The 24,867-nt window shown below is 38.0% G+C and carries 22 protein-coding genes; 5 read left to right on the top strand and 17 right to left on the bottom strand.

What is annotated here, in order from left to right:
- Nucleotides 1-72 precede the first annotated feature (72 nt).
- Nucleotides 73-915: a pyrroline-5-carboxylate reductase gene (proC, locus tag OK414_RS11675; protein WP_013056987.1), complete on the bottom strand. Its 843-nt coding sequence runs from the start codon at nucleotides 913-915 to the stop codon at nucleotides 73-75.
- 450 nt (nucleotides 916-1,365) lie between these two features.
- Between proC and OK414_RS11670 the strand changes: the two genes are divergently transcribed.
- Complete coding sequence (locus OK414_RS11670; protein WP_263045626.1) at nucleotides 1,366-4,926, top strand: CheR family methyltransferase; 3,561 nt, start codon at nucleotides 1,366-1,368, stop codon at nucleotides 4,924-4,926.
- Here OK414_RS11670 and OK414_RS11665 read toward each other — a convergent pair.
- The 3 genes from OK414_RS11665 to OK414_RS11655 are packed head-to-tail and all read right to left on the bottom strand — an operon-like array spanning nucleotide 4,923 to nucleotide 8,775.
- On the bottom strand, nucleotides 4,923-5,543 hold the full coding sequence (locus OK414_RS11665; protein WP_263045625.1) for a hypothetical protein: 621 nt from the start codon (nucleotides 5,541-5,543) through the stop codon (nucleotides 4,923-4,925). The two genes, OK414_RS11670 and OK414_RS11665, sit on opposite strands and share 4 nt — an antisense overlap.
- Entirely contained in the window at nucleotides 5,540-6,217 is a 678-nt protein-coding gene (locus OK414_RS11660; protein ID WP_404932069.1) for a B12-binding domain-containing protein, read from the bottom strand. The genes OK414_RS11665 and OK414_RS11660 overlap by 4 nt, the downstream gene beginning before the upstream one ends.
- A 23-nt stretch (nucleotides 6,218-6,240) precedes the next feature.
- On the bottom strand, nucleotides 6,241-8,775 hold the full coding sequence (locus tag OK414_RS11655) for an AAA domain-containing protein (protein WP_263045623.1): 2,535 nt from the start codon (nucleotides 8,773-8,775) through the stop codon (nucleotides 6,241-6,243).
- A 301-nt stretch (nucleotides 8,776-9,076) separates the two neighbouring features.
- Between OK414_RS11655 and OK414_RS11650 the strand changes: the two genes are divergently transcribed.
- Complete coding sequence (locus OK414_RS11650) at nucleotides 9,077-10,099, top strand: LysM peptidoglycan-binding and 3D domain-containing protein (RefSeq protein WP_263045622.1); 1,023 nt, start codon at nucleotides 9,077-9,079, stop codon at nucleotides 10,097-10,099.
- Between the two features lie 20 nt (nucleotides 10,100-10,119).
- Here OK414_RS11650 and OK414_RS11645 read toward each other — a convergent pair whose 3' ends face one another.
- From OK414_RS11645 to OK414_RS11630, 4 genes are all read right to left on the bottom strand, one after another.
- Nucleotides 10,120-10,596, bottom strand: a complete 477-nt coding sequence (locus tag OK414_RS11645) for a GNAT family N-acetyltransferase (protein ID WP_016764048.1) — start codon at nucleotides 10,594-10,596, stop codon at nucleotides 10,120-10,122.
- Nucleotides 10,597-10,598: 2 nt separating this feature from the next.
- Nucleotides 10,599-10,805 (bottom strand): zinc ribbon domain-containing protein, encoded by a 207-nt coding sequence (locus OK414_RS11640; RefSeq protein ID WP_263045621.1) that lies wholly within the window; start codon nucleotides 10,803-10,805, stop codon nucleotides 10,599-10,601.
- 165 nt (nucleotides 10,806-10,970) lie between these two features.
- The gene (locus OK414_RS11635; RefSeq protein ID WP_016764046.1) at nucleotides 10,971-11,792 is read right to left on the bottom strand and encodes an MBL fold metallo-hydrolase; all 822 of its coding nucleotides are present in this window, start codon (nucleotides 11,790-11,792) and stop codon (nucleotides 10,971-10,973) included.
- Between the two features lie 291 nt (nucleotides 11,793-12,083).
- Nucleotides 12,084-12,293 (bottom strand): cold-inducible protein YdjO-related protein, encoded by a 210-nt coding sequence (locus OK414_RS11630; RefSeq protein ID WP_014460174.1) that lies wholly within the window; start codon nucleotides 12,291-12,293, stop codon nucleotides 12,084-12,086.
- A 144-nt stretch (nucleotides 12,294-12,437) separates the two neighbouring features.
- On the opposite strand from OK414_RS11630, the gene OK414_RS11625 reads away from it, so the two are divergent.
- Nucleotides 12,438-12,887 carry a MarR family winged helix-turn-helix transcriptional regulator gene (locus tag OK414_RS11625; RefSeq protein ID WP_263045620.1) on the top strand — a complete coding sequence of 150 codons (450 nt, stop codon included), beginning with the start codon at nucleotides 12,438-12,440 and terminating at the stop codon, nucleotides 12,885-12,887.
- A 63-nt stretch (nucleotides 12,888-12,950) separates the two neighbouring features.
- Here OK414_RS11625 and OK414_RS11620 read toward each other — a convergent pair whose 3' ends face one another.
- Complete coding sequence (locus tag OK414_RS11620; RefSeq protein ID WP_016764045.1) at nucleotides 12,951-13,370, bottom strand: organic hydroperoxide resistance protein; 420 nt, start codon at nucleotides 13,368-13,370, stop codon at nucleotides 12,951-12,953.
- A 156-nt stretch (nucleotides 13,371-13,526) separates the two neighbouring features.
- Entirely contained in the window at nucleotides 13,527-14,735 is a 1,209-nt protein-coding gene (locus OK414_RS11615; protein ID WP_263045619.1) for a DNA polymerase IV, read from the bottom strand.
- A gap of 164 nt (nucleotides 14,736-14,899) precedes the next feature.
- Here OK414_RS11615 and OK414_RS11610 point away from each other — a divergent pair, with 164 nt between their 5' ends.
- Nucleotides 14,900-15,478 carry a DedA family protein gene (locus tag OK414_RS11610; protein ID WP_263045618.1) on the top strand — a complete coding sequence of 193 codons (579 nt, stop codon included), beginning with the start codon at nucleotides 14,900-14,902 and terminating at the stop codon, nucleotides 15,476-15,478.
- 49 nt (nucleotides 15,479-15,527) lie between these two features.
- On the opposite strand, the gene OK414_RS11605 is transcribed toward OK414_RS11610, so the two are convergent.
- The 4 genes from OK414_RS11605 to OK414_RS11590 are packed head-to-tail and all read right to left on the bottom strand — an operon-like array spanning nucleotide 15,528 to nucleotide 19,289.
- Nucleotides 15,528-16,007 carry an RNA polymerase sigma factor gene (locus OK414_RS11605; protein WP_128820706.1) on the bottom strand — a complete coding sequence of 160 codons (480 nt, stop codon included), beginning with the start codon at nucleotides 16,005-16,007 and terminating at the stop codon, nucleotides 15,528-15,530.
- A gap of 16 nt (nucleotides 16,008-16,023) precedes the next feature.
- Nucleotides 16,024-18,033 carry a DUF6449 domain-containing protein gene (locus tag OK414_RS11600; protein WP_034266003.1) on the bottom strand — a complete coding sequence of 670 codons (2,010 nt, stop codon included), beginning with the start codon at nucleotides 18,031-18,033 and terminating at the stop codon, nucleotides 16,024-16,026.
- Nucleotides 18,008-18,907 carry an ABC transporter ATP-binding protein gene (locus tag OK414_RS11595; RefSeq protein ID WP_025752330.1) on the bottom strand — a complete coding sequence of 300 codons (900 nt, stop codon included), beginning with the start codon at nucleotides 18,905-18,907 and terminating at the stop codon, nucleotides 18,008-18,010. Before OK414_RS11595 ends, OK414_RS11600 begins: the two co-directional genes overlap by 26 nt.
- Nucleotides 18,900-19,289 carry a GntR family transcriptional regulator gene (locus tag OK414_RS11590; RefSeq protein WP_013083081.1) on the bottom strand — a complete coding sequence of 130 codons (390 nt, stop codon included), beginning with the start codon at nucleotides 19,287-19,289 and terminating at the stop codon, nucleotides 18,900-18,902. The genes OK414_RS11595 and OK414_RS11590 overlap by 8 nt, the downstream gene beginning before the upstream one ends.
- 344 nt (nucleotides 19,290-19,633) lie before the next feature.
- Between OK414_RS11590 and OK414_RS11585 the strand changes: the two genes are divergently transcribed.
- The gene (locus OK414_RS11585; protein ID WP_263045617.1) at nucleotides 19,634-20,506 is read left to right on the top strand and encodes a selenium metabolism-associated LysR family transcriptional regulator; all 873 of its coding nucleotides are present in this window, start codon (nucleotides 19,634-19,636) and stop codon (nucleotides 20,504-20,506) included.
- 310 nt (nucleotides 20,507-20,816) lie between these two features.
- Here the strand turns inward: OK414_RS11585 and OK414_RS11580 are convergent, their stop codons facing one another.
- The 3 genes from OK414_RS11580 to OK414_RS11570 form a co-directional block, all read right to left on the bottom strand.
- A complete protein-coding gene (locus OK414_RS11580) occupies nucleotides 20,817-22,016 on the bottom strand; it encodes an MFS transporter (RefSeq protein ID WP_016764039.1) in 1,200 nt (399 codons plus the stop codon).
- Between the two features lie 224 nt (nucleotides 22,017-22,240).
- Nucleotides 22,241-22,618: a PH domain-containing protein gene (locus OK414_RS11575; protein WP_014460184.1), complete on the bottom strand. Its 378-nt coding sequence runs from the start codon at nucleotides 22,616-22,618 to the stop codon at nucleotides 22,241-22,243.
- Between the two features lie 64 nt (nucleotides 22,619-22,682).
- Nucleotides 22,683-24,830 (bottom strand): YhgE/Pip domain-containing protein, encoded by a 2,148-nt coding sequence (locus OK414_RS11570; protein ID WP_263045616.1) that lies wholly within the window; start codon nucleotides 24,828-24,830, stop codon nucleotides 22,683-22,685.
- Nucleotides 24,831-24,867 lie beyond the last annotated feature (37 nt).

The following is a 24,867-nucleotide window of genomic DNA, read 5'->3' as shown; positions in this document are numbered from 1 at the left end:
GTGTTCTGTATGTTTTCTTGTTTATGATTATTTTTTTGTGGTGAGGAATTCACGAAGAAGATAAGTGACGAATTAATTAGTACTTGCCACTTTTTGTAGTTGAGCACTCATTTCTTTTGAACGCTTTGATGCTCCTTTGACTGCTTGCATCATTGCTTCTCCGCCGCCGTGTTTAGCTAAGGCGTCTAAACCAGCTGCTGTTGTACCGTTTGGAGACGTCACATTTTCACGAAGCTCCGTCGGCGTTTCATCTCTTTCCATCATCATTCTTGCTGCACCGTAAATGGTTTGGGCGCCAATTTCACGTGCTAGCTCAGGATCGAGACCTTCTTCTTTAGCTGCTTTTTCGATATGCTCCATAAGGAAATAAAAATAAGCGGGTCCACTTCCGGCAATTCCAGTAAAAATATCCATTTGTGGTTCATCAATCACGTATACTTTTCCGATTGCAGAAAGCAGCTCTTTTGCTGTTAGCACAGCATCCATTGCAGCATATTGACCTGGAGATATAGCCGTTGCTGATTGCTGAATCATACTTGATGTATTCGGCATCACTCGAATGACCTGCTGTTCATCATGCAACAACTCTTCCATGTAAGAAGACGAAATCCCTGCAAGAACAGATAGGACAAGCTGGTCTTTGTTGATTTGAGGCTTTAATTCATTTAATGCCTCTTCAGCGCCTTTTGGCTTCATCGCTAGAATAAAAACGTCAATGTCATCTGTTTTCAGCTCGCTGCGCTTTACTGCTGTGATACCATATCTATTTTCAAGTTCATGCAGTCGCGCATCATTGCTTCGATTTGTTACGATAATATTTTCAGCAGGTAATTTCTTTGCATTGACCATACCAGAAATCATCGCTTCTGCCATTGATCCAGCACCTAAAAAAGCAACTTTTTGTTTTTGATCCATCAAATCTCCCCTGTCATTTGTTCGTATTTTTGTTCTCGTTTCTTTCAACGGTTCCTATAGTAACATGCTGAAAAAGAGTGTCAAGTTGAATTTAACCGTTTTTTTCCTCCTTGAGCGTATAACCTTATGCGTATGTAAGCGTAAACAAAACTTTTTTAAATATTTTTTTCTGCAAAAAAAAACGATTTTTTTTATAAAAATACGTTTATATAAAGAAAATCGGGGCATATTATATAGTTTGGACTTTAAATTTTTTTACGAAAAATAGAGGAATTTTGAAAACGTTATTTGAACAATATAATAGGTTTGCTAAAATGAACCTATGTACCAGCATCTTGGTTTTTTTTGAAAAATTTACTTTTGATGTAAACCACGCCGTGCTGTCGACATTAAAATAAACAAAACGACATACAATCTAGGAAGTATCGAAACATTATTGGAGGTTCTATTATGAAGAACAACTCGTTTTCTACAGTTCCATCGTCTTCAGAAGGAATAGAGAAACAGGATTTACACGTTGTGGGAATTGGCGCTTCTGCCGGAGGGTTAGAAGCTATTGAGCAGTTTTTCGCTAATATGCCTTCACCAAATGGAATGGCGTTTATTATTGTACAGCACCTTTCCTCTAAATATAAAAGTTTTATGCCAGAACTTTTAGCAAAAAAAACAGGAATGAATATCAAACTGACACAAGACGGGATGACTTTACAAGAAGACACAATTTATTTAAATCCTCCCCATCATTATGTGACCGTTATGGATCATACTCTTCGCCTTCGTCCTTATGAAGAAAACGATCAAGTGAAATATCCGATTGACGCCTTTTTCCATTCTCTGGCTGCTGCAAAAAAACACCGGTGTACAGCCATTATTTTATCAGGAAAAGGAAATGATGGAACAGGAGGAGCAAAAACGATACGAGAGTATGGCGGAACTGTACTTGTACAAGATGAAAGCACAGCAAAGTACAGAGATATGCCTCTAAGCGCTATTGATGCACACCTTGCTGATTATATTCTTTCTCCTGCTGATATGCCTGACCTTGTGCAAACGCATGTCAGCCAAACTGAATTTACATATAATGAAGAAACGCTGCAATACATTTATTCATTAATAAAGAAGAAAACAGGCATCGACTTCTCCATGTACAAAAAAAACACGGTGCTGCGACGACTTGAAAAGAGAATGGCTTTACTCGATCCTCCCTCTCAAACAATGGAAGAGTACCGGGACTATTTATGTAAAGAAGCCGAAGAAATCGTCGAATTGCAGCGAGACCTGCTGATTGGAGTGACGCAATTTCTTAGAGATAAAGAAGCATTCTCTATTATTGAAGAACAAGTCATCCCACAATTAGTTGAAAGAAAGATTCATAGTCAAGAAGATGAAATCCGCATCTGGGTAGCAGGTTGTTCTACTGGTCAAGAAGCATACACGTTAGCTATTTTGCTTCATGACTATTTATCAACAATCAACCGTTATTTCGATGTCCGAATCTTTGCTACGGACATCGATCGTCATGCGATCAAAAGAGCGAGCCAAGGTATTTATGAAGAAGCGGAAGTTCATTCCTTCTCAGCAGCTCAGATTAATGAATATTTTGAGCAAACAAAACACGGCGGTTATCAAGTTAAAAAAACAATCCGCAAAATGATTGTTTTTGCTCCGCATAATATAGGAAAAGACTCGCCTTTTGTAAACGTTGATTTGATTAGCTGTCGAAATATGATGATTTACTTCCAAGCTGAACTGCAGCAGCGCATTCTGTCTCTTTTTCATTTTTCTTTGACAGAAGAAGGCGTACTTTTTTTAGGCCCTAGCGAAACAACGGGAAACTTTTCTGATTTGTTCCGCCCTATCAACAGTAAGTGGAAAATATTTAAGCGTTCCGGACAGCCCAGCCGACAAATTACGGGAGCTTTTAATCTTTCAAAATCCAACTTGCATGAAGGTGATTTTTCTAGCGTGCCGCTGCCAAGTCAACTTTATAAGCCTCTTCCTTCGCTTAAATTAGATGAGATGTATCAGTCAATGATTGATCACTTTATGAGCCCTTGTCTTGTATTAAATGAATACAACGAAGTGATATTTTGTTCAAAAGAAGCGACTCAGCTTATTAACGTTCCTGTAGGGAAAATTAATTATACAATTTTCAAAATGGTTCCAGTTCACGTCTCTTTAGCCATTGGAGCAGCTATTAAACGCGTAAAAGAGCAAGGTATGAGCGTATGCTGTCAGCACATTGAGTTTGTCATAAACAACGTTCAGCGCCGTTTTAACCTCACGATATCTGCTCTTCCAACAAATCACTCTCTTTACTTACTTATGTTTGATGAACAGAAAGATGGTGCCGTTATTGATAAGGAAAAGCCCATGTTTCTTAATCAAACCAGCTCGATTAGTGAGCTTGTAGTAGATTTAGAGCAAGAGCTTCATTACACGCAGCAGCATTTGCAAACGACGATTGAAGAGCTAGAAACAGCAAATGAGGAGCTAAAGTCGACGAATGAAGAACTGATTGCTTCTAACGAAGAGCTGCAGTCCACAAATGAAGAACTGCAGTCTGTTAATGAAGAGTTAATTAGTGTTAACAATCAGTACGAGCGAAAGATTGAAGAATTAACGGACTTAAATAACGATATTGATAATTTATTAATCAGTACAACTATTGCTACTATCTTTTTAGACGAGCAGCTGAATATTAAATTATTTACGCCGGAAACGAAAACAGTGATCAACGTTCTTCATCAAGATATCGGAAGACCTTTCTTTCATATTTCGCATAACTTTAGATATGACCATCTAATCGAGGACGCAATGCACGTTTTAAGAACAAATAATACCCTTCAAAAAGAAATTCAAAGCTACGATAACCAATGGTACAGCATGAAAATGATGCCTTATCGTACAAATGAGAATTTAATTAACGGTGTAGTTATTACGTTTATTAATATTACAGAAATTAAACGATCAAATGAAGAATTGGCTATTACATCATTTGCAGTAGCTCACAGTCCTACGGGCATTTTCATTACCGATCATCAAGGTAAAATTAAGTACATTAATCAAAAGTTCATGGAGCAAAAGCATGCGCCGCAAGAAGTATTTGGGCTGCACCTCTATGACTTATATACAAAAAAGTTGGGGGTTAAAAGGTTCCCTAAGATTTGGAATGAAGTATATAGAGGAGAAAAATGGAACGGAGAAATTTCCTACGTTCAAGAAGACGGAGAAACCGTTTGGGAACAGTTAGCCTTAATGCCTGTTAAAAATGATCAAGACGAAATCATCCATTACATTGGGCTAAGCGAAGATATTTCACAGCGCAAACAGTCAGAAATGATGCTCAAAAATTCAGAGATGCTGTCAGCACTTGGACAGCTGGCTGCCGGCATTGCCCATGAAATACGAAACCCTCTTACATCATTAAAGGGCTTTTTACAGCTTATGATGCAAGAAGAAACGTATAAAAAAGAATATATGGATGTCATGATGTCCGAATTTAACCGCTTAGAACTGATTATTAGCGAACTGCTCATTCTAGCCAAACCCGAAGTCGTAAAATATGAAAATAAGCAGATAAATTTAATTCTTCAAGGCGTATGTACGCTGCTGCACACACAGGCCATTCTTAAAAATATTACTATTTCAACAGATTTTGAAGAAAAATTACCTGTTGTTCATTGTATTGAAAAAGATATGAAACAAGTATTTATCAACATGGTGAAAAATTCTATTGAAGCGATGGATGACCCTGGGTCTATTCTAGTGGTATCTAAATTTGATCCAGATACAAATCAAGTAGTCATCCAAGTGATAGATGAAGGAAAAGGCATGCCGAAAGATCGATTAACGCGAATTAGCGAGCCTTTCTATACAACAAAAGAAAAAGGGACAGGATTAGGATTGATGGTGAGTCACAAAATCATTAGTAATCATAAAGGAAGCATTTCGTATGATAGTGAAGAAGGAAAAGGAACAACGGTAGAAATTCGATTGCCGCTTTCTTAATGTACTTTGTTCTTCTGTCTTAAACAGTCAAGCTCCTGATTAATTAAATCTTGAATGTCAAACAAATGTGTAGAGACTAATTCAATATATTCTCCTTTTCCTGCTTCAATTACGTCGGAGCGGATAATACTCAAGAGGTCTTGAATGGTTAGCACATTTGTTTTCATTTCTCGAAAATGACGCTGAAGATCAACTAGCTGCATTTTTTTCGCCGTTTCTACATCTGTTTCCCTGACTGAAAAATCTTGGCTTACTTGTGATGAGTCTTGCATAAGCATAGAGCGAAACTGTTGAAGAGTTGATTGAACACTCGTCATATGCTCGTGAATAGGATAGCAGAAAACAGCGTCCAGCGAATGATAGGCTTCAGGCTTAAAATGAAAATCAAAAAGAGCAACCGGGTTAGAAAACGTGCGCATATTTACTTCGATTTGCACTTCTTCCTTTCCCTGGAGTGCTCTTTTTACTTTTTCTTGACTATCTTCATCAACTAGATCTAAAAAGTTTTGAACAGGCGGGAAATTTTTTGTGACGCTTGGTGTAAATTCAATTATTTCGTTGTCTTTATTGAGTAAAAACATTGGAACCGGAATGTGTTGAATCGGCAAACTGATCATATTTCTTCCCCCATTGCTAACATTTTATCTTGCGTCGAACTTTCTTTATTGTTGATTAGAAGCCAGTCTTTAAAAGCTTGAATATGATTAATGAATATGGTTTTTGAAGATCCTGAAGCCGATAAATCATGCGTATTGAGAAGCCTGCTGCCTACTAATACAAGAGGACTTTGCGGCATGTTTTCAATCTCAGCAATGTATTTTTGTAAATCAGGCAGCAAATGCACTTGTGAGACGGACAAACATACTACATCAGGGTCCCACTTCTCGATACTTTTTAAAGCGAACGGTAGCGGCAAATTGGCTCCTAGGTTTTTCACTTCCCATCCATGTTCTATCATAAGTCCTGCAATCATTTTAATGCCTAAGTAATGCTCTTCTCCTTCAATGCAAAAAAGAAGGGCCCGATTACGCTGAAGCAATTGCTGCTGAGAAAGCTGAAAACGAGTTAACACATAGTCACAGGCTGCAGTAGCCAAATGCTCGTCCGCGACTGAAATTTTATTTTCTTGCCACCTTTTCCCTATCTCATACATCGCTTCTGTCAGAAACGTATATACATCGGTTGAAGAATGACCTTCTTCTATATATATAGCAATAAACAGCCAGCTCTTTTGAACGTCTCCTTCTAGCAAACAATCAGCTAAAGCCCCTACATTACGAGAGTAAACGATAAGATCACGCCCTTTTCCTAAAGTTACAATAAATCTTTAGGTAAAACTTCCTTTTTGCACAATGGACAACATGCGTAGACACCTTTATTTTCATCATAATCTACGTTCATCGGCTGCTTGCATGCTTTACATACAGCATGTACGTAGTTTAAATATTTTTCTACTAATAAACGTGTTGCCCCACTTGTTTTCCCGCAATAATAGCAAATAAACCTTACTTTTCCTTTTTTTGTTATCTCTACTTCTCGCATATGCTGACAAGATTCACAGCGATCCCAGCTGCGAAGGTAATCGCTCAGAGAATATTGTGGTTTATTTGTTTCTATATACATTTTTGTTTCTTGATTTCTTATTTTATCTTCCGTAAAGTCAATTGACCGAATAAGCTGTTTAGCGCCTAGCTTTGATTCAATTCTAGCTGCCATAAACGCTTCATTCTTTCCTCCATAAGGCATATTGATCCATATAGTGGATTCATCGATAATAAGCAGTGACATCGGAACAGCAGATGAAATGATATGAGCACCGTCAATCCGAACTTCTTTTGGTTCACGAGTAAGAACGGTCACTTCCCCTTTAAACGAATGTAACATATCCCGTATTTCTTGAGGAACAAGGGAAGCATAAGGAATACACAATAAAATCTGCTGCTGAGCTTGATATAAGTCTTTTTTTAACTGACTGCTGTTCGATGGATGGTACCAAATCAATTTAGGATGCTGAATGACTTCTTTTAAAAATTGCTGAGGCTGGTATACTTTTTGATTTTCGTTAAAGTGGTTGACCAACTTCCATAACGCTCGCTCCTTTGGTACACGCTGGTGGGCAAACGACTCGTCTGAAAGCATAATAAATTTTCCTTTTGAACGCGTCACCGCCACGTTTACCAATCGATCGCTATTTTCATTTGTTAAAAGTAAACCTGGTTTTGACTGCGGCTTTGTATCGACCGTATCAAAAATCATGATATCTCGTTCCGCGCCTTGAAATTTGTGTACGGTTGCTGCAATTATATCGATAGCTGGTTCAATATCTTGAAGAAATGCATTGATCAATTTAGCTTGAGACTTATAAGGAGTCACATAGCCAAGAGTAGCGGAAGAAGCTTTGCGTGCCCGCAGCATCAAACTTACCGCCAACACAGCCGTTATCACATTGTAGCGTGAGCCGGAAGCGACATCTCGCATAGCGGAAGAATGCAACTGACCAATGTTAAGCATAAGCGCTGCTTCATGAGCAAACGGCCGGCTGCTTGCTACTACTTCTCGACTTGTTGTGACAGATGGATGATCCCCTACTCGATTGCTGTAAATATAGCGATTTGTAAAAGCTGAGATATCTTTATGCATTCTTCTTTGCTTTTTCAACATAAAAAGATGCGGGTGGATCTCACCGCTTTCTACTTGCTCTACAAGACCCGTCTGCTCAAATAAATCTCGCTGCAGCCACTTCTTCACTTCAGCATGAGAAGATTGAGATACCGGAGGAAGCTGTTTAAAATCGCCGCACACGACAATTCGTTTTCCTAACGCAGCTGCAAAAGCAATTTGCGGTGCATATGCCATGCTAATTTCGTCTACCACAACCATATCAAATTCACTTTGATAAAGTAATCGGTCAATAGCCGCTTTTGATAAAGTAGTGCCTACAATATACGCTTGATCAAAAACATTTTTCTCCGCTTCAATCCACTTGTTACGAAGGGTGTTTAGCTTTTTGTTAACTTGCTGAAGCTGGTGAGCTCTATTGGGATATCTGCTTAAGTAGACTCGTTCTTCTTGTAGCTCCCGCATCTCCTGAGCTAAATCCGGATCATCTTCTCCAATGACTTCTTCTACTTTTATATTTTCTAAGCCGCTGCTTTTTGTTGCTCCGTATCGAATGAGTTTTCCTTTTTTCCAAGCTTCTTTCTTTTTTAACTGACGCGCAGTTTCTTGCAGCAAACCGTCCACCGCTGCATTACTGTGAGATAATAAAAGGATCCGCTTTGATTTCCGGTAATGGCTTGCCGCGATTTTGGACAGCGTATATGTTTTTCCTGTTCCAGGAGGTCCCCAAATATAAGTAGTACGGTTATAACGCGCTCGCAGCAACACTTCATGAAGAGCGTTCTTAGACGTATACTCTTTATGACGAACAGGACTATTACCTCTCATAAGACGTTTGATTCTCACTATTTTTTGCTTGTAATCTTTTGCTTCTGTCAGTCTATCAATGAGCGCCTGCAATAATTCCCATGGTTCGTTATATATATCGAGCTCGTCTACTTCTTGTCCAATAAACGCATCTATTTTAAGGTACAAATCAAATCCTTCCGTTCCGATAACTTCTCCTTTACTTTCTTTATGCTGGTGGACAAGGCGTACCTGAGCTCCATCAAAAAGGTATAAATCTGCTGTGCGTTCAAACCGGTAAAGATACGCATCTCCCTGCTGCCCTAAGTACTCTCCTTTTCCTACCGTATACTTTTCTCCGCCGTGTTTCTTCATATAATTAATCTCAATTGAAAGTGCGCGCACCCATGCTTTTAAATATGAAGAGATAGAGCGTTTTTCCATAGATGTCTAACTCCCTTTTTATCCGTTCATTTCTAACTTGTCTATTCTATCATGTCATTTGAATATAGCATAGCTTCTTTCCTCTTAATTTTTATAAAAGCAGAATACCTTTTTTACTAGTCTATCTCTCCAGACAAATTAAGACTTTTTTCATCATAATCGTAAAAAACCTGCGTTTTTTCTATATTTTTAGACGTATTGTTACAAACTTGTAATATAAAACCTACCATTTTGTCATGAGTTTGTTACATATTGCTGATAGAATAAGAGACAACTATTGGAAATAAAGGAGAATTATTAGATGAAAAAACACATTTTTACATTAGGGGCCACAGCTTTAGTATCAATTGGAATTGCAGACGCAGCATCAGCTGACACAGACACGCATAAAGTAAAAGCTGGAGAAACGTTATTCAGCATCTCACAGCAGCATAATGTAACAGTTGAAGACTTAAAAAAGTGGAATGGTCTTTCTTCGACATTAATTTATGCAAACCAAACATTACAAATTGGATCTACATCTACTGACTCTTCATCTAGCTCAACTCCAACTACAACATCTTCAAATCATACATATACAGTAAAATCAGGTGACACGCTTTACCGTATCGCTAAAGACAACGGTACTTCCGTACAGCAGCTAAAAGATTGGAATAACCTATCTAGTCATTTAATTTATGTGAATCAAGTATTAAAAATAAGCGGAACAGGAACAGTTTCGTCATCACCTTCAGCACCTGTACAAGAAAAAACTAACGAAACGCAAGCATCCCCGGCTCCTAGCAACAGTAAAAGTTACAAAGTTCAGCCTGGAGATACAATGTGGAGCGTAGCACAGCGGCACGGCATTTCAATTTCTCAATTAAAACAGTGGAATAACTTATCGTCTAATACGATTTACATTAATCAAGTGCTACAAGTAGGCGGACAAGCTGCAGCTCAGGCAAAACCATCAACGCCAGCGACTACTGCTCCTTCAACACCGTCAACTTCAACACCGGCACCTGCTCCAGCGCAAGAAAGGAAGTCGGTTTCGAAAGAGATTACAGTTGAAGCAACAGCTTATACTGCTTACTGTGCGGGCTGCAGCGGAATCACTGCTACAGGCATCGACCTAAGGTCAAATCCTAATCGAAAAGTAATTGCAGTTGATCCTCGCGTGATTCCATTAGGTTCTCGCGTATACGTAGAAGGTTACGGAGAAGCAATTGCTGGAGATACTGGCGGTGCGATTAAAGGTACTCGCGTTGATTTATTTATGGCATCTCAAAGCTCAGCTTTAAATTGGGGACGCAAAACGGTAAAACTTCAAATTTTAGATTAATCACTAAAAGCAGAAGCGTGTTAGTCGCTTCTGCTTTTTAATTTTTTTTCAAACATAATCATATCGATAGCTTGCAGGCCATTCTCGTAAATCGGTGGAACGTACTGCAAAAAGAAATTCTTTTTGACACCCCTTTGATAAAAGCCTGCCTTTTTATAAAATGATATGTTTTCAAGGCTGGAGTCCGCTGTTCCTACAATCATTTTAGAATAATGGTTACCTTCATACAGTACTTCTAACTTTTTAATAACTTTGCTGCCGATTCCTTTTCCTCTGTATGCTTCTTTTAAACCGATATTCTTTACTTCTACTGCCCGTTCCTCTTCATCGGTGAGGCACTGCACAACTCCTATCTCCTTCTTTTCATACACAATGGTAAATAAAGAACCTTCATTTATATACGACTTCACTACTTTTTCGTCTTCATCCCCTATTAATAGCAGGTTCAAATAGGAAGCGCGCCGGTCTTTATCAATTTCAATAAGGTCGATACTCATTTTCATCCTCCAAAAAATAAGTCAATAATATTGCTGCCTCTTGAAGATGATTTATTATATAGCTCTGAATACCCGCAGCTCGTGCAATATACCACAGTAAATTGATTGTGCTGAACGTCTAAGTATCTAGACAGCCCCGTTCCCGTTGTAGCAATTTCTTTTGTTTTTGCTTCTGTATGTCCGCATTTTACACAACCGTTTTCCCCCATTGTCATACTCCTTTACAAATAAAATAACTTCTTATTTATATAAACGGATATAAAAGGAAAAAGTTTCATTAAATTGATAAATAAAGGAAAGTAAGAAACCGCATCTCCAACAGAAGATGCGGTTTCTTACTTTTAATATCAACGGGATGACTGTACACTCGATTTCTATAACAGCAATTCTCTTTTCATAATTTCAACGTTTTTCTGATGACATTGTGCCGTGAAATCAGATGGAAATGCCAACTTGTCGTTTAGCTTATCAAGCGCTTCTCTATTGTTTTCTTTCACTGCAGCTTGCAGTTCATCTAAATAAGAGCTGGCCATCTCCACTCGTCTTTGAATTTCAGCTCGGTGATGTGTCGTTTTTCCGTGTCCGGGAACTAGCGTTAGATTTTGGTGCTTAGCTAAAATGTGTCGCGCAGTAGCAAGCGTGTCGCGGTAATCGTTTACACTTTCATATATGTACGGATATTCAAAGTCCGATAAATAATCCCCTGCGATCCATATTGAATTATCGACAATCATAAATAGTCCATCGTTTGTATGACCTTTTGCAAAATAACAGGTAATAGATGTTTCACCTAAAGTAATATGCTGTTCATTTTCGGTTACCACAATATCCAGCTCCGGGAATATAATATCATGAGATCTTTTTATATAATAGTCATGATCAAACTGCTTAATCATTTGAACTTTTTCTTCTTTGTCCGGATGATTTTTTAAAAATTTGCTGCCGATAAAGCTGGCATTTAATTCTAAGAAAGCGCCATACCCAATGACATGATCAAAATCTCCGTGAGTAAAAAATACATACAGCTTGCGATGATTTAAGATCTCTTGAACATGCTGTTTAATTTCATTAATTTCGTGAGGAAGCCACGTTGGATCAACAACAATCACACAGTCTTTTGTTTCAATCACTGCAGATGTTGTTTGAAATAGCGCGCTTTCAAAAACCGTCATTTGCTCCGTTTTATATTGAATCATGAGAACAGCTCCTTATTTTTTCTATCACCTTTATTATAGCGGAAATAGAAAGATAAGGGCGCGTATGACGGTTTATAAAACGAAACTATGCAAGATGTGATAAAATGCGGAACCAGCCAAACAATGAAATCCAAATAGGAATACTAAATAAGGTTCCCCAAAATAAACCTTTCAAAAAGTTCCCTTGATTCATTCTGATATTCCTCACTTTCATCGTATGTTGGTTCTTAGTCTAGCGCAGCTTAATGAAATTTTAGTGAAAAATAAAAAAAGAAGCAGCTGCTTCTTTTTTTATTTATTATAAAATTGGTGATCGTACTTAATTTTCGGCAGCTCGCGTACTTCCTGCGACATTCCTGTTCCGCACATCGGACAGTTATAATCAACCGTAACAAAATCTTCTCTCATCCACCCATTACATGATTCAGATTGACACGCATATACGGTCGTATCCATCATTTGATCTACTTCTTCTTCTACGGCTTTTTTTGCAAAATACATGTGCACAGCTCCCTTTTTTTCTTAGTATATGTAAAATTCCCATTTTTTATTTACAGCTTGATCACTTTTTCATCCAGCGTTATTGGACACCACTATTTAATTGTGTATAATTAAATAAAAAGCAATAGACTGGAGGCAACATGAATGGAACAACTTTATAAGCAGCTGCAGCTAGAAAATCAGCTTTGTTTCTCAATTTACGCCACGTCTCGAGAAATTACAAAGGTGTACAAGCCGCTGCTCGATAAATTAGGAGTAACCTATCCGCAGTATTTAGCCCTTCTTGTTTTATGGGAACATGAAACACTCAGCGTGAAAAAAATGGGCGAACTTCTGTATTTGGATTCAGGCACCCTTACTCCTATGCTAAAAAGAATGCAGGATCAAGAATTAGTGATTCGTGAGCGTTCTCATGAAGATGAACGCGTTGTTTTTATTAGTTTAACCGAAAAAGGAAAAAAATTACGTGATAAAGCTTGTCATATTCCAGAAGAAGTTTTTAGCATGACACATAAGTCACAGAGAGAATTAGAAAAGCTGAAAGAAACGCTGCAGGAGTTACTGCAATCACTGCATACGTACAATCAAAAATAGACCATATAAAATTGCACATAAAAAAAACGCCTGGATTTCAGAAAAATCCAGGCGTTTTTTTATTTACTCAACCGTTGTATTTAACGTTACGTTAACATTTCCGCGCGTTGCTTTAGAATACGGGCAGAATTGATGTGCATCTTCTACTAGCTTCTCAGCTACTTCTTGTGAAACGCCTTTAATATGAGCGTTTAACACCACGCCAATTTTGAAGCCATCATCAGTGTGGTCTTTTAGTAGACTTACTTCTGCAGTAATAGACGAATCAATGTCTTTTTTTTGTTTTTTAGCGATTAAATTTAAAGCACCGTCAAAACAAGCAGAATATCCTGCTGCAAACAGCTGCTCCGGATTTGTTCCTTCTTTTTTGTTATTTGGAGAAGGATTTACAAGGGTTAAATCAATAATACCATCATCTGATTTAACTCGACCATCTCGGCCTCCAACCGCTGTTGCTTTAGATGTAAATAGTGCGTCTGACATAAGATCACCTCATAGATTATTTTATGTAATTTCATTGCAGACAATTAAAAAAGTCGCAATCAAATTCATTTTGTAATCACTTTGATTACCGTGATAGTAATGTACTTCCCCTTCTATAATGAGTGTAAACCTATTATTTTATACAAAAAAAGAGAGTTACCTCTCTTCTTTTCCTCTTTGTTTTTTTAAACCACTTTGAATAATGTTATCTCCATATTTTTCACGCAAACTTTCGACCGCTTTGTATAAAGGCTCTTTTTTTGCTTGTTCTCCGTATGTAAACAAATCCAACTGTTCTTCTTCTTGAAGCTGGTGACTCACTTGAAGAGCAGCTACGCCCAGTAAACGAATCGGTTCTCCGTTCCAATGCTTTTGAAATAATACCGCACTGTAATGAAAAAGATCGTTTGGCTCGCTAATTGCTTTAGAAATAGTTTGGCTTCGAGTAATGGTTTTAAAATCACTATATCGTATCGTTAACTGAATCGTTTTGCTTACAACTTTTTTCGCTTTCATACGAGAACTCACTGAGTGCGATAGTTTATTTAAAATAGGCAGAACTTCATGTTCATCTACTGCATTTTGAGATAGCGTCGTAGAGTTTCCAATTGATTTAAACTGTGATTGGCGATCAGGGTTCACCTGTCGATCATCTTGGCCCCACGCTCGTTCTTTCATAACTTCTCCTTTTACTCCGAGAGTTTGTTTAAGAAGACCGGGAGCGGCATTTGCTAGATCACCGATCGTCACCACCTTAATCGCATTTAGCTTCTCAGCTGTTTTTTTACCGATTCCGTGCATTTCCTCTACGGCTTTTGGCCAAAGAACTGTTTGGACATCTCTTTTTCGAAGAACGGTAATTCCTAAAGGTTTTTGCATATCACTTGCCGTTTTGGCTAAAAATTTATTCGGTGCGATTCCAATTGACACAGGAATTTGCAGCGTCTGTATTAAATGCTGCTGAATGGACTTTGCTATGTCAAGAGGAGAGCCTAATTCAGCACAGTTTGTAATATCCAAATAGCCTTCATCAATGGAAGCGGGCTCTAAAAGAGGTGAAATGGTTACTAAATAATCAAACATGTTTTTGGACACTTGGCGATATAATGGAAAATTAGGCTTTATAACAACCAGCTCGGGGCATTTTCTTTTCGCTTCCCAAAGGGGCATGGGCGCATACACTCCGCGTTTACGAGCAATATAGTTACAGGTTACAACAATTCCTCTTCGTTCTTTTGGATTGCCAGCAATAGCAAGAGGCTTATCTTTGAGCGTATGATCATGTGCGGTTTCAACAGATGCATAAAAAGCATTAGCATCAATATGAAGAATAACTTTGCCGTTTTTAGGGTACATCATTTTCATACTATCACCTCTTTCTGTATAATTAATCCCCGAAATAAGAACGTACATTCTTATTTATTATAACTCTTTTTTCCTAAGTTGTGCGTACCTATACTTTATTTTTATTTTGAGCGAACACTGTGTGTCACTCTCTCGTATTCTAATGAAGAAAGGAGGAAGAAAACGTGATTGATCAGCTTATCGGAGCCATTAACCAATTAGGCTACGGATATTTCTTTTTTATCATTTTAGTCGGAGCCAACCTTACTCCTATTCCTGACCCAGTATATATTATGCTTGCAGGCAGCCAGGCTACGTCTCCATCCGTTCAGTATATTCCAGCTTTTATACTTACCTACAGCGGCATGATGATTAGCTTATATCTTAAGTTTTTGATAGCCAGTCTTTTTTCAGCTCAGGCGCTTGCGCTATTAAAACGCCCGCGATGGGAAAAGAATGTCATGAAAGTTGAGCGAACGATTCAAGAATATGGATCTCACGCCATCATCGCAAGCTACTTTTTACCAGGAATGCGACATGTGATGCCTTTTTTTCTCGGGGCAAGCGGAATGAAGCATCGTCACTACATTAAAGTCTCATTTTCTTGTGGTTTCATTTGGACGCTCGCTTTATTTATTTTCGGTTCCTTTTTTAATACGACATCTTCTTATACTGATGTGATTGAGATCACTTTAGCTTTTTGTGCGATCAGTTTGATTATCTATGCCGTCCAAAGAAGAAAAATACGAAAAAAACAGCAGTAGTTTGTGTAAAAAAGTTCTTTTTCACAAACTGCTGCTGTTTCATTTAATATTAAATCACTTCATTATATCCCTTCACAAAGTATTTGCGCGCGCGGTAAAGAGCTGATTTTAACGTAGTCATCTGCATATTTAATAACTCGGCAATTTCTTCATATTTAAATCCTAATCCATATTTTAATAGAAGCAAATTGCGATACTTAGGATTCAATTGATTTAAAATCGCCTGACATTCAGCCGCTTCTTCATTTCTGAGCACCTGCTGAATAGGCGTATATATAACTGGTTCTTCTTTGTAAGAAGACGTATAGCGGTCTTTCACTATTTTACGTCTTCCTAAATCACACCGTTTATTTAATGCGACGCGAAACATCCAAGCTTTTATTTTTTCAGGATCGACCATTTCTTGTTTTTCTAAATATTTTAATGCTACTTCTTGCGTAATATCTTCGGCGTCTTGTCTATTCACGCCATTTTTCAATAAATAAGCCAGTACCTGATTTAAATAATCTTGTAATTCCTCGCCGCACATAATAAGTTCTCCCTTGTTATTTTAGTTTTTCTTTTAGTTCTGCTGGCAGTTCATTTTCATTCAACATATAAATCTGAGGAGTATCTACTTGGTCTTTGTAATAAAAAGCAACAAGATAATCTCCCGTGTCTCGTAAGTTCGCATGTTGAAGAAGTGTTTCTACCTGCTGATTGTTTTTTACTTTAATTGCTTTCTCATCCTTCATTAGAGATGTAAACTCTTCTTGAAGACGATAATCGTTTTTAAGATGAGAAGAATTTTTAAACACTTCGGTTTTTTCTACGTCCTTTGGCATGAGACGAGCACGTTCATATAAACCCTCTTTTTTCAGCCATGCTTCTACTTCGCTATAAGACTTATCCCAAGATGCAGTTTGTACGTACTGTCCTTTTCCATCCATAAACTCAATTGAAGCCCAGCTTTCTTTTGTGCTGTACATTTCATCAAACGTTTCGTTCATCATCGACTGTTTGACTACGTGTATAAGTTCTTGTACTTTATCTGGATTTGTAATGTTGATTGAATTTGACTTTCCTTGAACAGAAAAACTCACGCTTTTAATTTTATCCGTGTTTTTTGTTCGTAAAAGCGGATGGAAATTTTCTTTGTATTCTTTTGTTTCTGCAATTTCTTTATAAAAAGCTTTATAGTCTGAAAATGGAATAAAGTATTCTCGGACCATTTGTTTTCCATTTTTTAATTTATAAGCAAATACAGCCATTTTACCGTTTCTGCTTTCTATTTCACTTTGTTTATCAGGATCCAGCTTCTTATCTTTAGATGCTGTAATTTGTTTTTGCAGCTGACGAACACTCTGAATCGTTTCTTTACTTGTATAGTAATATGGAGCTTCATAATAGCCATTCATTCCATTTGCATAGTTTTCAGGTTTATCAGTCAATGGATATATATCTTCATCGAAATATACACTTTCAATCTCTGAAGCTGCCGGTACTTTAGTAGAGTAGCCAAATACATCTAAATGAATGATAAAGCCCACAATAGCTGCGGCTATAACAAAGCCTAGATACCCTTTCCATTTCGTAAAGATCCGCCACGTTTTATTTAAGATAATTTGAGCAACTATATAACCTATTAATGAACCAATAATATAGCCCACGACCATCCATGAAAATTCACCTTTCATGCTAATAAAGTAAAATCCGCCTAACATGAGTGAACAAGCGGTTACTCCGTATACGAATACCGGTTTTAACCAGCTAACTGAAATGGTTTGCGTAGCAGCTTCTACTTTTCTTTTTTGGTAGGTGATTAAAGCAATGATGTAAAATAAGACAATGAGTCCAATATAAACAAATGCACTAGTAGAAAAGCTTTTATGAGCTACCATTTGCGCTACGTGTGAAAACGGAACAAGGCTGTCAACATTTTTGTTCACGTAATAGTCATACGCATAACCGTACCAGTAAAACTTTACATTAGATATAGCTAAATAAGAGATTCCGCCGGGTAGAAGAAATAGAACATATAAAAAGATTCCTTGGAGGACAGACATTCCGGTGAACATTCCCGCTAAAACAGTTCCAGTCAGCACAAATAAGTTAATTAAAATACTGTAACCGACCCAGCTTAGAACATCTCCTGTTGTATAAACATCCTCAACGGTTAAAACTCCTTTAACGGCAAAAGTAACGACTCCCGTAATTAAAATAGGAACAACTAAAACCAACGCGCCCAGAAGCATATTTTGATGAAACAGCGTAGAACGCTTAATTGGTAAACTATGAATATAGTCAGCTGCAATCTTCGTTTGGATATATCTAAATAGAAAAATACCAAGTAACACTGGTACAACAAACATAAACACAAATTCCAGCCCATCCAATACGTTAAATAGCGTATCTGGTTTTTCTATATAAGGCTCTACCTTTCCTGTGAAAGTAAAAATCAGTTGTAAAGGTAAAGCGAACAGCAGTACTAGCAAATATACAAGCCCAATCCATCCCACGTTTCTCATGGATTGAATCCACATGCCGCGGTTAAACGATGATGTTTTCGATTGCATAACCCACATCCCCCATTTCATAAATAAAGATTTCTTCCAGCGTAAGTGGCAAGATGTCAAAAATTAAAGGCTTATACGATCGAACTTTGTTGACTAAGTGATTTTCTTTTCCTCGAACAATACAAAGCAAGACGCTTCCTCGTTTTTCTTGATATAAAATGTCCAGCGTGTCATAAAGCGCTAGCGGCACATCTCCTTCAAATGCAACTTGAATTTTGTGCACGTCTGATTTTAAATCATCCAGTTCTTTTTCAATTAATAATTGACCGTGATGCAAGATGCCTACATGATCACAAAGATCTTCCACTTCTCGTAAGTTATGTGATGAAATTAAAATCGTCATTTCCCGTTCTGCCACGTCTTGGACAAGAAGGTTTTTAATTTTTTGACGCATTACCGCATCTAACCCATCGAGCGGCTCATCTAAGATAAGTACATCAGGCATAGCAGACATCGCTAACCAAAAACCTACTTGACGCTGCATTCCCTTGGACATTCTGTGTACCTTTTTATGTAATTGAATTGGGAAAGCTTCTTTTAATTTTTGAAACCGCTCTTCGTTCCAAGTCGGATAGACGCTTCTATAAAAAGACGCTAATTGCTTAATCGTTGTTTGAGGGAAAAAATAAAGAGAATCTGGCATAAAAATAAGACGTTCTTTTAAGCCAACGTTTTCAAATACTTCCTCGCCGTCTATTGCGATTTTCCCGTGATCTTGCTTGTAAATACCTGCAATGATTTTTAATAGCGTTGTTTTCCCTGCCCCGTTCGAGCCAAGCAGTCCGTAAATAGATCCTTTTTTTATAGAAAGCGTGACGTCTCTTAGAGCTTCCATTTCTTCAAACTCTTTTTTTATCGCCTTCAGTTCAATCACTATCGCTTCCTCCTTTTACTGCTTTTTCAGCCTGTGAAATAAGTGATAGAATTTCATCTTTATCCATCCCTAAATACATAGCTTCTGCCAACAGTTTCACTAATTCTTCTTTCATCTTTTTCACCTTCTCGTTATTTAGTGTATCAACTTGAGGCGTTACAAAACTTCCTTTGCCTGGAACAGAATAAATATAATTCTGATGTTCTAATTCACGATACGCTTTTTGAATTGTATTTGGATTAATCGTTAATTCTTTTGCTAACAGCCGAACAGATGGAAGCTTTTGATCGGCCTTAAAGACTTCATGAATAATAAGCTCTTTCAATTTATCTACTAATTGCTCGTATATCGGCTTGCGACTACGAATATCTAAATCGAACATAGTCTGCCTCCCTTCATCTACCCAAAATCATGATGTGTGTACTAGGTGTATTAACTGTATTACTCATCGCATTACAGTTAATATTATAGTATGTTTTTTGGAAAAAACAAGTACTTTTTTTACTTTTGTTACAAAATGATGACAAAAAAATGTTTAATAGCTTTATAGGGGAAATGCAAATAACTGTAAATAAATTACGTGTGTTGCCTTCGTTATAAGCCAAAATACTCCTTTAAGTCAGCACCTCGTTTTGTTTGTCTTAACCAAGTACCTCTAGTTATTACAATAGTAATGTTTTATAATGTTTATAATTAATTTTTTTAATATAAAAGGAGCCATACTCTATGTACTATGATGCGTTAAAGACGTTTGTTTCTGTTGTAGAAGAGCAAAGCTTTACAAAAGCTGCGGAAAAGTTAATGATTTCACAGCCAAGCGTAAGCGTACACATCAAAAATCTTGAAAAAGAATTTCAAACTTCCCTGTTCCTGCGTTCACCTAAAATGTTAAAAATCACACCCAGCGGCGAAATTTTATACGATCGTGCTAAACAAATGATTCAGATATATGAGCATACGAAACGAGATATTTATGAACATCATCACCGTGTCAAAGGAATGCTAACGATTGGCGCCAGTTTCACGATTGGCGAATATATTCTCCCTTCATTTTTAGCAAAGCTTCGTGAACAATATCCTGATATTGATGTAGAAGTGACTATCGGTAATACAAAGGAAATCGCTCAGCTTGTTCGTCATTTCAAAGTAGACGTAGGGCTTATTGAAGGACACACGGAAGAATCCGACTTACATATTCAGTCTTTTATGGACGATGAGCTTGCCATCGTGGCGTCAGTGGATCACCCTTTAGCTCAGCTTAAAAAAGTAGAAATTGATGATTTACAAAATCAGCGGTGGGTAGCGCGTGAAAAAGGCTCTGGAACAAGAGAATATTTAGATCACGTTCTAATGTCCAACGGTTTAAAAATGAAAAGCATGCTAACGATCAGCAGCAATCAAGGAATTAAAGAAGCCATCGTTCACGATTTAGGAATGTCTGTGCTGTCGCTTTGCGCTATTAAAGAAGATATAGAACAAAAACACCTATCGATTCTGAACGTTAACACCGCTCCTTTTAAGCGCCGTTTCTCTTATATCTATCCTGCTAACAGCGCTCATAAAAAAGTAGCGGAGCTTTTTATTCAACTTTTAAACTAAGAAAAGAAATTAAGACATAACTAAATTACTTCAATCTAAAGACTAAAGTAGCTAGTATAAATCACTTGCGACCCCGCAGTTGATTTCTGTGCAAGACTTCGCTTTCCGCGGGCGTCCGTTGAGCCTCCGTCTTGCCCTCCAATCAACTGATAGATAGAAGGAACGAAAAAGATGAAACTATGTTCACCATAACCAAAAAAACGAACCACTAATCAAACATGTTGATCAATGGTTCGTTTTTCACTTGGGCTAAAATCCTTTTGTACCGGCCTCTTTTTTTAAATCAATAGCTATATGTCTTTACATTTTCTTAGTGAACGTGCGTCTGCTGAGCCGGCATTTTTGACAAACGAACAGCTAAGAAAAAGGCTGTTGTAAGAAATACGCCAATTAAAGCAATCACACCTTTCCAGCCGTACGCGCTCCAGCATAAGCCAGCCACAGTCCCTCCAATGCTCGATCCTGCATAGTAAAAAAACAAATATAAAGACGAAGCCTGCGCTTTGTCATGCGTTGCTCTTCTTCCTACCCAGCTGCTTGCGATGGAGTGACTTCCGAAAAAGCCAAACGTCAGCAGCAAAAGCCCGGTAATTTTTATCCATAAAACCGGATGCAGCGTAACGATTGAACCTATAAGCGTAACAGCAATCGTACATAGCAGCACTTTCTTCCGACCATATCGATCCGCCAGCGTCCCCATCCAGACTGAGCTGAATACTCCAACAAAGAAAATAACAAAAATAAAACTTACAAGCGTATGATTCCAAGAATACGGAGGAGCGGATAGAGCGTATCCAATATAATTGTATAAAGCTACGTTACTTCCAAGCAGTGCAAAACCAATAGCAAAAAGACAAAGCATCCCTTTATCTTGAAGATGACTGCGAAGAGAGCCGGTAAGCTGCCTAAGTTCAAATGACCGAGAAGTAAAGTTCTGTGAATCAGGCAAATTCATAAAAAAAACAAATGTGGCCAATAAGCTAATTGCGCTTACAACATCAAGAGCTACCGACCAGTTAAAATACTCCGTGAGCACTCCTGTCATAAGCCTTCCCGCTACGCCTCCAAAGGCGTTTCCGCTTATATAAATCCCCATCGCTTTTCCTAAACTCCCGGGTTCAATTTCTTCTCCTAAGTAAGCCATGGCCACAGAAGGCAGCCCTGCTAACACGATTCCTTGAATAACGCGAAAAACTAGCAGCGTTTCAAAGGTAGAGCTAAATGCTGTCATGATACATAGCACTGACGCAAAAATTAACGATAGGCCCATCAGTTTCTTTCGTCCCCACACTTCTGATAAAGAACCTAAAAAAAGCATGCTAACGGCTAGCGTGATGGTTGTTAACGAAAGAGACAAGCTGGCAAACGCCGGAGATATCCCGAATTCTCTAGAAAATTCAGGTAAAATGGCCTGTGTACAATATAAGATCGAAAATGTGTTGAAGCCTGCTGCAAAAAGCGCAACATTTGTTTTGCGAAAAGCTGATGTTCCAATTACGGTATAACTCACAGTTGGTCACTTCCTTTTTTCTCTAAAAAAAGCATATCACGGTTTTTTTATTCTGTATAATTCATTATGTAAATCGTTTTCATGCATTTCAGTAATGAGTAAAGTGAAAATAGGAATGGACAACAGCCTGAGTATTTTCAAACGAATGTATGCAAGACTGTTATGCTTTCTTGTTTTACACATACATAAAAAAAGTCGAGCCAGTTTTTCATGGCTCAACTTTTTTAATCCAGTACATAAGATGCTAATACTTTTTGCACGTCGTAAATGCTTTTATCTTTACGAAATTCTTTTGAAATCGGCGCGCTAGAACCTGATACCCAGATATTTAATTCCGCATCTAAATCGAACGTTCCAGCCGTTTCTACGCTAAAATGTGTAATCGTTTTATAAGGAATGGAATGATAATCTGTTTTCTTTCCCGTCACTCCTTGCTTATCAACGATAATTAAGCGCTTCGTCGTAAACACCATCAAATCGCGAATGACTTTATATGCTTGTTCCACTCGCTCGTTGGCAATTAAGATATTTTGCAAGTCTTTTTCAGTTCCTCTTATATCTGCTTCTGATGCATTTCCTAATAGTCCATCTAATATACCCATGCTTATCACTCCTTTCTATCTACACTACCGCATTTTGTTCTGTCTGGAAACCCAAAACGTTTTTTTAATGAATTAATTTACTTTCACGCGCTTTTTTTGTTAATTTTGCACTCGTTTTACTAAGAGGCTTATGAAGAAAAATGCCAACGAGCAGCACCCCAAGCCAAATGCAAAGAAGAACCGTAACGTCTTTTCTTACAATATCCGCTAACATGCCTCCCACAACTTCTCTCATCATGCTTATTGCATAGGTAAATGGTAAAAACGGATTTAGTGCCTGAAAAAAAGCAGGCACGACTTGAATCGGAAATGTACCGCCTGCAGCGGAAAGCTGCAGCACAAGTAAAACAATCGCCATCGCTTTTCCTGCATTGCCAAATATCGCAACAAGCGTATATACAATCGTCATAAATACGAAGCTGCACAGTAAGCCTAAAAAGATAAAAGGCACTTTATCTACGACGTACGTTTTGATTAAAAACAAATCGCCTATCGTCACAATAAAAGCTTGGACAAGAGCAATAGACAAAAACGTTAAAAGTCTTCCAAGATAGACTTCATAGCTTTTGAACCGCTCTTCATCAGCTACTTCTACGCTTAAAATTGAAACTAACAGCAAAGCCCCGACCCACAAGCAAAGCGTTGTATAAAACGGTGACATAGCCGACCCGTAGTTCGGAATAGGATAAAGTCTTTCTTCTTTTAAAAGAACGGGCTTAGCAAAAAAATCACTTTCTTTTTGCACATCGTTTTTTAACAAATTAATAATATCTTCAATGTTTTCTTTTCGCTGAAATTCGCGTATGTTATCCGCTATATTGTGCACGTTTTGTTCAATTCGCGGAAAGTCTTTTGTTATTTTCGCAAGCTCCTGCTGTCCGAGCAAAATGCCACTCGCTGTTTTAGACAGCACGTTCGAAACATCCGGCATGCTTTTATTAGCTTCATCAAGCAGTGCGTTTGCGCTTGCTGTTTTATCTTTCGCTTCTTTGATAGCTTGTTCAATAGCCGGCACAATCGTAGAAGAATACGAATTCGTTAACGTATTTAATTTAGAAACAGCTTGGTCGGTGCGAGAACTGAATTTCTCAAGCACACTTGGATCTGGTGCATCTCCATTTTTTGTTTGCTGCTGCAAGTCGTTTACATCCGACAGCTGCTGCTTTAAAAGCGTATGTACACTTTTTATTTGATTAATAACCGGTGAAAGAACGTTCCCTTGAGACACCGCATTTAAATCCGTAAGAAGTGTAAGAATCTCTCCTGTGTCAGCAATTTGTTTTGTTAGCTGCCCTTTTAGCTGTTCCGCTGCTGCGTTGACTTCAGCCGGTGCGATATCTTTTTCCATCAGCTGATTCTTCAATTCTTGCACTCCGAGAGCTCGCTGTTGAACACGGTGCAGCGTTTCGTTGATCGTCGGCTCAGCGGTTTTTAAAACTTCGTCGCTTTTAGTTAAAAACGTATTGAGCTGCTGAGTCATCTGTGCGCCGTCAGCTGTTAATCTCTCTACTTCAGGAAGAGCAGCCTGGGCTTTTGATACAATTGCTCCAGCTTTTTGAGTAGTGTCATTCGCTTGATTAATTACTTTTTTGATTTCAGGAAGACGATTTTCAAGTTCAAAAATCCGTTGTTCAACTTGTTGAATGGTTGGCAAATCCCGCTGCAGTGTAATACCTAGTTCGTTAAACACTGAAAAAATAGCTCCATTCGCTGTTTTGACGAATTTTTCACTAATCTGTTGTGTTAAGCTGCTGGCTCCTTTACTTGTAATTTTAGGCGCCACTGCGTTTATTTTCTCGTTCACTTTGTAAATAATAACCGGTTTTTCCAAACGATCTTGAAGAACGGTACCAAGTTTTTGTGAAAAATCTTTTGGAATAACAATACTTGCATAATAGTCTCCGTGCTTTACTCCGTGATCAGCTTTTACTTTTGAGACAAACGTCCATCCAAGCGTTTTATTTTTTTTTAACGTTGCAATAATATCTTTTCCCACGTTCACGTGCTGCCCTCTGATCGTAGAACCTTCGTCTTCGCTCGTTACTGCAATGGCAATACCTTCAGTCCGCCCGTATGGGTCCCAAGATGCTTTTATATTAAACCATGCGTAAAAAGACGGCAGAATCATAAGCGTCAGCACAATGATAATCATCGCCCAATTGGTGAAAATCCTTTTTAAATCCCGCGTATAAATATAAACAGTATTTTTCATATGTCCCACCCAGTTTTATTGTTACAAGTTAGCTTAT

Source organism: Priestia sp. JV24, assembly GCF_025910025.1.
Lineage (GTDB): Bacteria > Bacillota > Bacilli > Bacillales > Bacillaceae_H > Priestia > Priestia megaterium.
Note: the sequence above shows the minus strand (reverse complement) of the source record. Positions and strands in the feature narration are given on the sequence as shown.